This window comes from Terriglobia bacterium, from assembly GCA_036496425.1.
Taxonomy (GTDB): Bacteria; Acidobacteriota; Terriglobia; order 20CM-2-55-15; family 20CM-2-55-15; genus 20CM-2-55-15.
Map to the genome: position 1 here is coordinate 1 of DASXLG010000183.1, position 7,756 is coordinate 7,756.

At 57.2% G+C, this 7,756-nt stretch carries 5 protein-coding genes and 1 pseudogene; 3 read left to right on the forward strand and 3 right to left on the reverse strand.

What is annotated here, in order from left to right; all coding sequences use genetic code 11:
• The coding region (locus tag VGK48_12970; GenBank protein ID HEY2382084.1) for a sigma 54-interacting transcriptional regulator at nt 1-1,020 on the forward strand (1,020 nt) is incomplete at its 5' end.
• 89 nt (nt 1,021-1,109) lie between these two features.
• Here the strand turns inward: VGK48_12970 and VGK48_12975 are convergent.
• The 3 genes and pseudogenes from VGK48_12975 to VGK48_12985 all read right to left on the reverse strand — a co-directional run bounded on the left by VGK48_12975 (nt 1,110) and on the right by VGK48_12985 (nt 6,584).
• On the reverse strand, nt 1,110-1,589 hold the full coding sequence (locus VGK48_12975; GenBank protein ID HEY2382085.1) for a GNAT family N-acetyltransferase: 480 nt from the start codon (nt 1,587-1,589) through the stop codon (nt 1,110-1,112).
• A gap of 80 nt (nt 1,590-1,669) precedes the next feature.
• A pseudogene (locus VGK48_12980) lies at nt 1,670-3,513 on the reverse strand (type II toxin-antitoxin system HipA family toxin).
• Between the two features lie 323 nt (nt 3,514-3,836).
• Nucleotides 3,837-6,584, reverse strand: a complete 2,748-nt coding sequence (locus VGK48_12985) for a DEAD/DEAH box helicase (protein ID HEY2382086.1) — start codon at nt 6,582-6,584, stop codon at nt 3,837-3,839.
• A gap of 236 nt (nt 6,585-6,820) precedes the next feature.
• Between VGK48_12985 and VGK48_12990 the strand changes: the two genes are divergently transcribed.
• Together VGK48_12990 and VGK48_12995 are read left to right on the forward strand one after the other, a co-directional pair.
• On the forward strand, nt 6,821-7,102 hold the full coding sequence (locus VGK48_12990) for a BrnT family toxin (protein ID HEY2382087.1): 282 nt from the start codon (nt 6,821-6,823) through the stop codon (nt 7,100-7,102).
• Between the two features lie 406 nt (nt 7,103-7,508).
• On the forward strand, nt 7,509-7,756 hold a 248-nt coding region (locus VGK48_12995; protein ID HEY2382088.1), incomplete at its 3' end, for a hypothetical protein.

Sequence of the window (7,756 nt, forward strand, 5' to 3'; positions counted from 1 at the left end):
AAAGCGATCACGGAGATCTTTTCGCAAATTCAGGTGGCAGCAGGCAATACCGCAACAGTATTAATCGAAGGTGAGAGCGGTACTGGAAAAGAGCTGGTTGCAAAAGCAATTCATCTCGAGAGTGCGCGCGCAAAACAGGCATTTATCGCCGTCGACTGCGGTGCGATTCCGGAATCGCTTATCGAAGCAGAATTGTTCGGAGCGAAAAAGGGCTCATATACAGGTGCGACGTCGGATCGGCCCGGCCTTTTTGAAGCCGCGCATCGAGGCACAATCTTTCTCGATGAAATTTCAAATACCACACCTGCTTTGCAGGCTAAACTGCTGCGCGTGATCCAGGAGAGGGAAGTGCGCCGGATCGGGGAGACAGCGGGCCGCTCCGTCGACGTTCGCCTGGTGGTCGCGAGCAACCAGAATCTCGAGTCAATGGTCGAGGGCGGCAGATTTCGGAAGGACCTGCTTTATCGCCTCATGGTGCTGCACATCAAGATGCCCCCATTACGCAAGCGCCCCGACGACATTCCGATACTCGCGCAAGCGTTTCTGCAGAAATTGAATGCCGCCAACAAAACAAAGAAATATTTCGACTCTGAGGCCGTGAATCGACTGTCCACCTTTCAGTTCCCGGGGAATGTACGCGAACTCCAAAATGCGATCGAGCGCGCGTTTTTCTCGACAAAGGGCAGCTCCATTCAGAGTGTCTCCGTCGAATCGCAAGCGGAGTCCCTTCCCGCGGGGAGTGAAGACGTGCAGTTGTGGTTCAAGGATCTGTCCGAGGGACGGAAGGATTTTTGGTCCGCTGTTTATAGCAAGTATAAGAGACGGGATATTTCACGGGAGAAGGTCCTGGCCCTGGTTGATTTCGGCTTGAGATCCACGCGAGGAAATTACAAGACCATGGCGGAACGCCTCCGGCTGAAAAATAAAGACTACCGGCGCTTTATGGATTTCCTCCGCCGGAGCGATTGTCTGCTCGACTTCAGGCCGTATCGCAAACTGGCGCCGGCCGGTGAGAATTGATGCCGGGGTGACAAGGCGCCTGAGCTTCCTTGCGCCGGACAACGCGGGCGCTGGTGCCGGACAAGCGTTTCCAGTTTAAGGTTCGAGTTCTACTTGATCAACTTCAAGTAGTGGAAGACTGGCTCGCCGGAGATTGTGTCCGTGCCATCCCTTGTAGCGTCGGAGAGCAACCGCCTGGCAAGCCGATTGGATGCCACGTTTGTTTTCGCGGCGACCGCCTCGAGGTAGAATTCACGGATACCGTTCCTTTTCAGGCCGGTCCGCAGCTCGTCGAGGGCCTGCACCACCGTCTCTGTTCCCAGGCCACGACCGCGCCTGGGTTCGATGACGGCACACCCGAGGTGAAAGCAGGCAACACGGCCTACCGATTTGACCTGGAGGAACACTGCGATGGACTGTACGATTCCTGCAGCGATGCTGGCGTATGTTAATCGCAGTTCTCCCTTTGGTTGGTCAACGAGGACCTTAAGCTCAGGATAAATGTCGCACGCCCGCATCTTCACAGTGCCCTTGTCGAGTGCGGCCTGCAAGTACACGAGCGCATCCATCATATTGGTCATCTGAGGCATGCAGTTATGCTTTCTCCGACGACGGAGAGCGATTGCTCAAGAAACAAATCACAGTGCTATGTGCCGCGCCGGATTTCTTATTATGTCATCGAACTTAGACGGCTTCGGCAGATGTCCAGCATCTCCTTCACTCCAGCTTCCGCCTCTTTGCCGTAAGCCAGAGCTTCAGGTAGCGCGGCGAACTCCAGCGCTGATGCCATTTTCTTCAACAGTTCATCGATGGCTGCGTCCGCGTCACTGGCTTTCAGTCCGACTGTTGTGGAGAGCGTCCGGAAGTCTCCACGGCGCAGGTTGTCGTCCCGGCCATTGAGCTTGAGGGCCAAACGGTCATGCTTCAGGCGCGGAAAGACGCGCGTTGTGACGGCATCGTAAAGCGGGGCCATGCGGACGCTGCGGAATTGGCGATCCCCAGGCTCCGCGATTTTCAGCAATGCCATATTTTTGAGATGCATATCGCCATCGGCAATGAGCCACGCAAAAAGCGCGCGGGGAATAAGGGTGACGAGGTCCTGTTCCGGCGCGGTGGATAAAGGCCGGATCGCACGGGCGACGCGTTCCATGGTGCTGTCGTATTTTGCCTCTGTGGGCAGATCGAGGACGGAACACATGTCTTCCATGGCGAGCATTCTTCCGTCGTCCGGACCCTGCCGGATATCGAAGCGTTCAACGATGAGGGCGGGGGGCAGATCGTCGGGCATCCGGATGAGCGCGGTTTCAGGAGTCTCGAGTCCGGCGGCCCGGCCAAGGGTCATGGCCATCCATTCGACAATGGGCAGGGCCTCATAGCCGCTGGTGCCGGCGGGCTTGAAAATATGCGTGAAGGGCCGGCCCGTGCTGGGTTGGAGCGTGCCGTCCTGGTCGAGGTACATCGGGGCTTTGATCTGGATACCGGAGAGGCGCGGCGTATCCCCGTGGTCGTAAATCAGAGCGAGCGAGCGCTCGAACCCCTGCTGGATCTCTCCTCCTCCAGGGCCTGCATAACGGCCGAGGAAAACGCCATCCTTTGTATATTGCGCGAGCCGGGTCCGCAGAATGTCGGGCGGCAACGTGGCGAGTTCCGCTTCGGATTCGACGATGGTGATATTCGAGGTGTACCGCTTTCCCGAACGGAGCAGCGCACGTTCATCCTGATCTTTGAGGATGTGTTCGAGCCAGCCTTCCGGGAGGAGCGAGATGATGAACGGCGGCAATTTGCCGGGTGTCGTTTGCCGGACCAGAGGTGGCCCGGCATTGTCGATCGGAGTCCAGCGCCATTCAAAACCGTCATGCCGCAGATGCCCGATCGGATGGCCATGCCAGGCGACGACGAGATTGAACGCGGCTTTGTTGACGGCGGCGGCGGTGGCGGCGGCAGGACGATGTAGCAGAAAGCGTTCCGCGTGTTCTCCCTCCCGATACCATTCGTTTTCACGGGCCAGAGCCCATACGGCATCGGCCGTTGCTTTCGGATCGCCATATTCTTCGATCAGGCGTTTGGCGATCTCGCCGCGCATGCCGGTATCAATCGACGCCGCGTGTTCGCTCCGCAGCCGGAACGCTTCGAGGAAGCGCTGGCGCATGGACGAGACATTGACGTGAAACTCGCCCATGCCGTCATCAACCACGGCGGACGCTATAGAAGGATGCGGCGGCGCCTGGTTCTGAATAATTTCGAGCGCCCGGATGCGCATGCGCTGCTTGCGGCGGGCGCTGATGAACAACCGGCCGTCGCGGGTGGGGCCGAGCAGCATCGCGCTCGCCGCCGACAAGTACGCTTTCGGATGAGATAGTTGGCAATACGGACGGCGTGGCGCAAAACCGTGGCGTCGATGTCGTCACCGGCATCGACATAAATCCCGCGCATGAGCTGGACCAGGGTACCCGTTTCAGCCCGGTAGTGGCTGCGGGCTTTATCCAGATTTTCACCGACCAGATGGAGCGCCATTTCTAACTTTCCCGTACTTCAGGTACGAATAGGTTAGATAGCGGTCGCCCCGAATTGCAAGCCATTATTCCAACTATCCCGTACCTGAAGTACGAGACAGTTGAAATCCTCTTTGTGTTACGAAAGGTAAACAAGGCTTCATATTATGCCGTCCAATTGTCGAAATCGGCCAAGGTTGGTCCCGGCCGGTACACTAACCCAGCCCGTATACTGATCGAAGCACAGCGATCCCTTCATCACGCGAAAGCGGTAGCCGATGAGCATCGCTCCAAGCAGCGCTAACGATTGAGAATCGCACTCTATTTCGATGAAGATGCGCAAACCTATGCAGACTGAGTTCGGACCAGAAGCCGCGCGAGAACGTTAGTCAGCCCGTCGAGAGCTGTCGCGGCAGGCAATGAAAAGGTCAGCTGGGGGCGTCCCTGATCGTCCTGTTCCACAAGATCGCTGAGGCTTTGCTTCAGTGTTGCCGCCAAGGCGCTCGTTGCCGCGTTCGATTCTGTGGAATCCGGCGGCGCCGGCAACAGTTCGCCAACGAATTGAAACGCAGCGCTGAGCAACTGTCCGCCGCTAATGGAGAGTTTTTCGCGGCGGGCGTTGCGGTCGGCGGCGATCCGGGCTATCTCGAGTTCACTATCGCGGCGGAGACTTTCATCACGTGGGGCTTCGGGGCGTGCCCCGAGCAGAACCTCGAGACGCCGGCGAAGTTCTTCGATGCCGCCAGCGAGGTCGACTTGATCCACGTCGCTGTCGGCATCCAAGGCAGCAAGCGCTAAATCATGCTTTGCGGAAAGCGTGCTGAGAAGTTTTTCCTCGATTGTTTCTTCGGTTACCAGGACGAATACCTGTACCGGCTGTTCCTGGCCCATGCGGTAAGCTCGAGCAATACGCTGTTCCAATACGGCAGGGTTCCACGGAAGGTCGACATTGATCACGGTGTTTGCCGCTTGCAGGTTCAGCCCGGTCGATCCGGCGTTTGTCGTCAGGAATAGACGGCAGCCGGGATTGCTCTGAAATTCCTGAACTAATCCCTGCCTGAGCTTTTGCGGTACCGAACCGTCAAGACGGACAAAACGCAGGGCGCGCCTCTTCAGGAGAGGCTCGATCAGGTCGAGCATAGTGGTCCATTCCGAGAAGAGCAGCACCTTGCGATTCTCTTCGGAAAACAACTGCTCGAATAAGTTGTCGAGTTCTTCCAGTTTTGAGGAATATCCAGGCGCCTGTTTGTCCACGAGGAACGTGCTGTTCGCGGACATGCGGCACATGAGCAGGTGCTTCTGAAGGCGGAGCAGGTCCATTTCGGTCAGAAATCTCTTCCGCGTAATCCTGCTGACGATTTGCATGTGCGAGGCGTGCAAGCCTGACTGTTCTTCGGTCGGCGCGATGCGGATGATCTCGTTTGTGCGTGCGGGGAGCTGTTGGCGCACAGACTGGCGTGTGCGCCGGAGCAGCACGGGCCGGAGATTCTCGCGCAGTTCGCCGAGGTTTTTGTAGCCGAGGACTTTCCCTCTTTCATCGACGACACGGTGGCGGTTATAAAAACGAAACGCAGGGCCGAGCCGCCGGTCGTCAATGAACTGGACGACCGAATACAGGTCGTCCAGCCGATTCTCAAGCGGCGTGCCCGATAGAACAAGCGCGAACCGCGAACGAAGACCTTTAATGACGCGGCTGGTTTTCGCCTCCCAGTTCTTGATGCGCTGTCCTTCGTCCAGAATGATGAGATCCCAATTCACGTGCTCGATCGACAGGATGTCTCGCAGAACCTGTTCGTAGTTGCACACGGTGAAGAAGCAATCATTGGCGTACTGGCTGCCCCGCGAGGCGACACCACCCGTGATCAATTGGCAATCGCGGCCACAGAAACGATGTATTTCGTTCCGCCACTGCGATTTCACTGATGCGGGGCAGACGACCAGCACCTTCGATATACCGATTTCGCGTGCCAGCAGCTCTGACACTCCTATGGCTTGGATCGTCTTTCCGAGTCCCATGTCGTCGGCAAGAACGGCGCGTCCCGCACCGGCGGCGAACGCGATGCCGTCTAGTTGATACGGCAATAATTCAACCTTGAGAAGCTCGCGGCGAAGAGGGTGTGACTCCGGCTCAACTCGAATCTCAGCGACGCGCCGCTCGATCCGATCGAGCAGTAGACGGCGCTGGATGAGTTCTTCCGCATCCGGATAGATGTTGACAGTGTGTCCCTGCCTTTCCAGACATTGGACCCGTTTGAGCAGGTCTGCTACATCCTCGACGTCGCGATCCCGCAGCGCCTCCATCGTCTCACCGGATTCCGGATCTAATTTCGCGGGAAGCAGGAGTCTCAGCGACGCACGATCGCCGTACCGAACGTGAACGCCGATCGTCTTGCGTTTGTACGGCCGCTTCAATTGCGCCGCGGTGAAACGCCGGTTCAGCTTCGTAAGAACCTGCAGGATGTGCTTGCAGGTCCCGAGCGTGTTGGTGCGGAAGTCCGGACATGCGCAATAGGAGTCCCCCGGCTCGCGCCCGCGCACGGCGACGCGATACGTCTTGCCGGAAACTGTGCTGCTAACGGCATAGTCTGTCCACGGTTGGTCCGGATCGGCCGACCTGACGGTCATCCGTTCCGCGCGAGCGCGCTCCCGCCGCTCCTCGATGGCGCGTTCGATGAGTTCCTGTTCGCTTAAGCTCTCGATAGGCACGCGCTCCGGAGGCGGCGCTGACAGCCCCAACGCCATCTTTTCGTCGAGAATGAACGCAAAAGTGGCCCCGACATGCCGGCACAACGACTCGCAGCGGGTGCAGTGCCATTGCAGGCGGCCGTAAGCCGGATCTGCCAGACTGATCGTAACGGCCGCGCGCGCCGATTCACTCCCATCCGGTTCCGCAGGGAACCGCAGCCGAAAGAAATCCGGACTCAGGCACACGTCTTCCTCAATGCGGAAGTCCCACTTATCTCCGGATCGCAACAACCTCGCCGAATCGTTTCCGAGCAGCTTGAGTGTTTGCTGGTAAGACAGCCGCGAGAGCTTGTCGATGAGCGTCAGTTCGGTGCTTTTCTTCGTTGCACGGGAATCAAGTTCGTTCATGAAACTCCTCGATGACTTTCAATGCTGAACTCTCCTGTATGAAGTTCTTTAGTAATGAAGGTCAGGGCCGGGAAAGGTCCACATCTATGGCTGCCGCGCGAAATTTCAGCAAGATTTGGGAGAGTTTGAATGATGTGTATCGAACTTCGGGGTTTCTCCGAAGATCATCAAATCGGTCGTTCTTCGTGATCGCCGAAGTCCCGATTCCGAAACCGCCGTGTTAAGATCGGCCCAGAATGTCTCTTGAATTCGGATGGGATCCGAAGAAGGCGAAAGAGAATCTATCAAAGCACGTCGTTTCCTTTGAGGAGGGGATGACGGTATTCGCAGACCCACTGGCAAAGATCTTCAAGGATGAAGACCACTCGCACGCCGAACATCGTGAAATAATTATTGGACATTCAGCAAGAGAGCGTCTGCTTCTGGTTTCGTTCGCAGCCGAAGGGACCCGGGTTCGGATCATCAGTGCCCGTAAAGCGACAGCCACAGAGCGCAGAGACTATGAAGAAAACACCTAACCGTAAGAAAGAAACTGTTAAAAGCGACGATTTGAAAGCAGAGTACCGTTTCGATTACAGCAAGGCAGGATCAAATCGGTTTGCCGCGGCGATGTCGGGCGGGACTGTTGCGGTTGTTCTTGAGCCCGATGTGGCGGCCGTGTTCAAGTCATCGGAGGCCGTCAACTCGTTTCTAAGGTCTGCGATATCGGCAATGCCGGAACGCCTCGCACCGAAGCGGGGGCCGACAAGGAGATGAACACGGTGCCGGCGCGGCCAGGCGATTCTTCGCAACGGCTCCGACTCGAACCCGAACTGATTCCCGCCGGATCCATAACGTCAGGCTTCACATTATGCCGTCAAGCGGCAAAACGCACAAATTTCGCTTGCTTCAAGCCCGGTAGATCATGAATATGGCAGGCAAAACATGGACGAAATTAAAGCTGAATTAAAACGCAATGTCCGGAATGCCGGCTGGGCGGGATTTGCGTCCTTCATACTGATCTTGATCAGCGCGACGGTTCGGCTGCCGGGAACGCCGCCCAACGTGTTTAACGGTATTACCCCATTCGCTGGTTTTGAGCTGGTTCATAACAGAGCGGAACTGGAAGCCATCCTGGGGCCGGCCGGTTCGGAGGCTCGAAGGGTTATTGCCGGAAGAAAGTCGGCGCCCGG

Excerpts from the sequence above, each read along its gene's own strand:
- VGK48_12975 (HEY2382085.1), bottom strand. The coding sequence starts at position 1,589 with ATGCCTCAGATGACCAATATGATGGATGCGCTCGTGTACTTGCAGGCC.
- VGK48_12985 (HEY2382086.1), bottom strand. The coding sequence starts at position 6,584 with ATGAACGAACTTGATTCCCGTGCAACGAAGAAAAGCACCGAACTGACG.
- VGK48_12990 (HEY2382087.1), top strand. The coding sequence starts at position 6,821 with ATGTCTCTTGAATTCGGATGGGATCCGAAGAAGGCGAAAGAGAATCTA.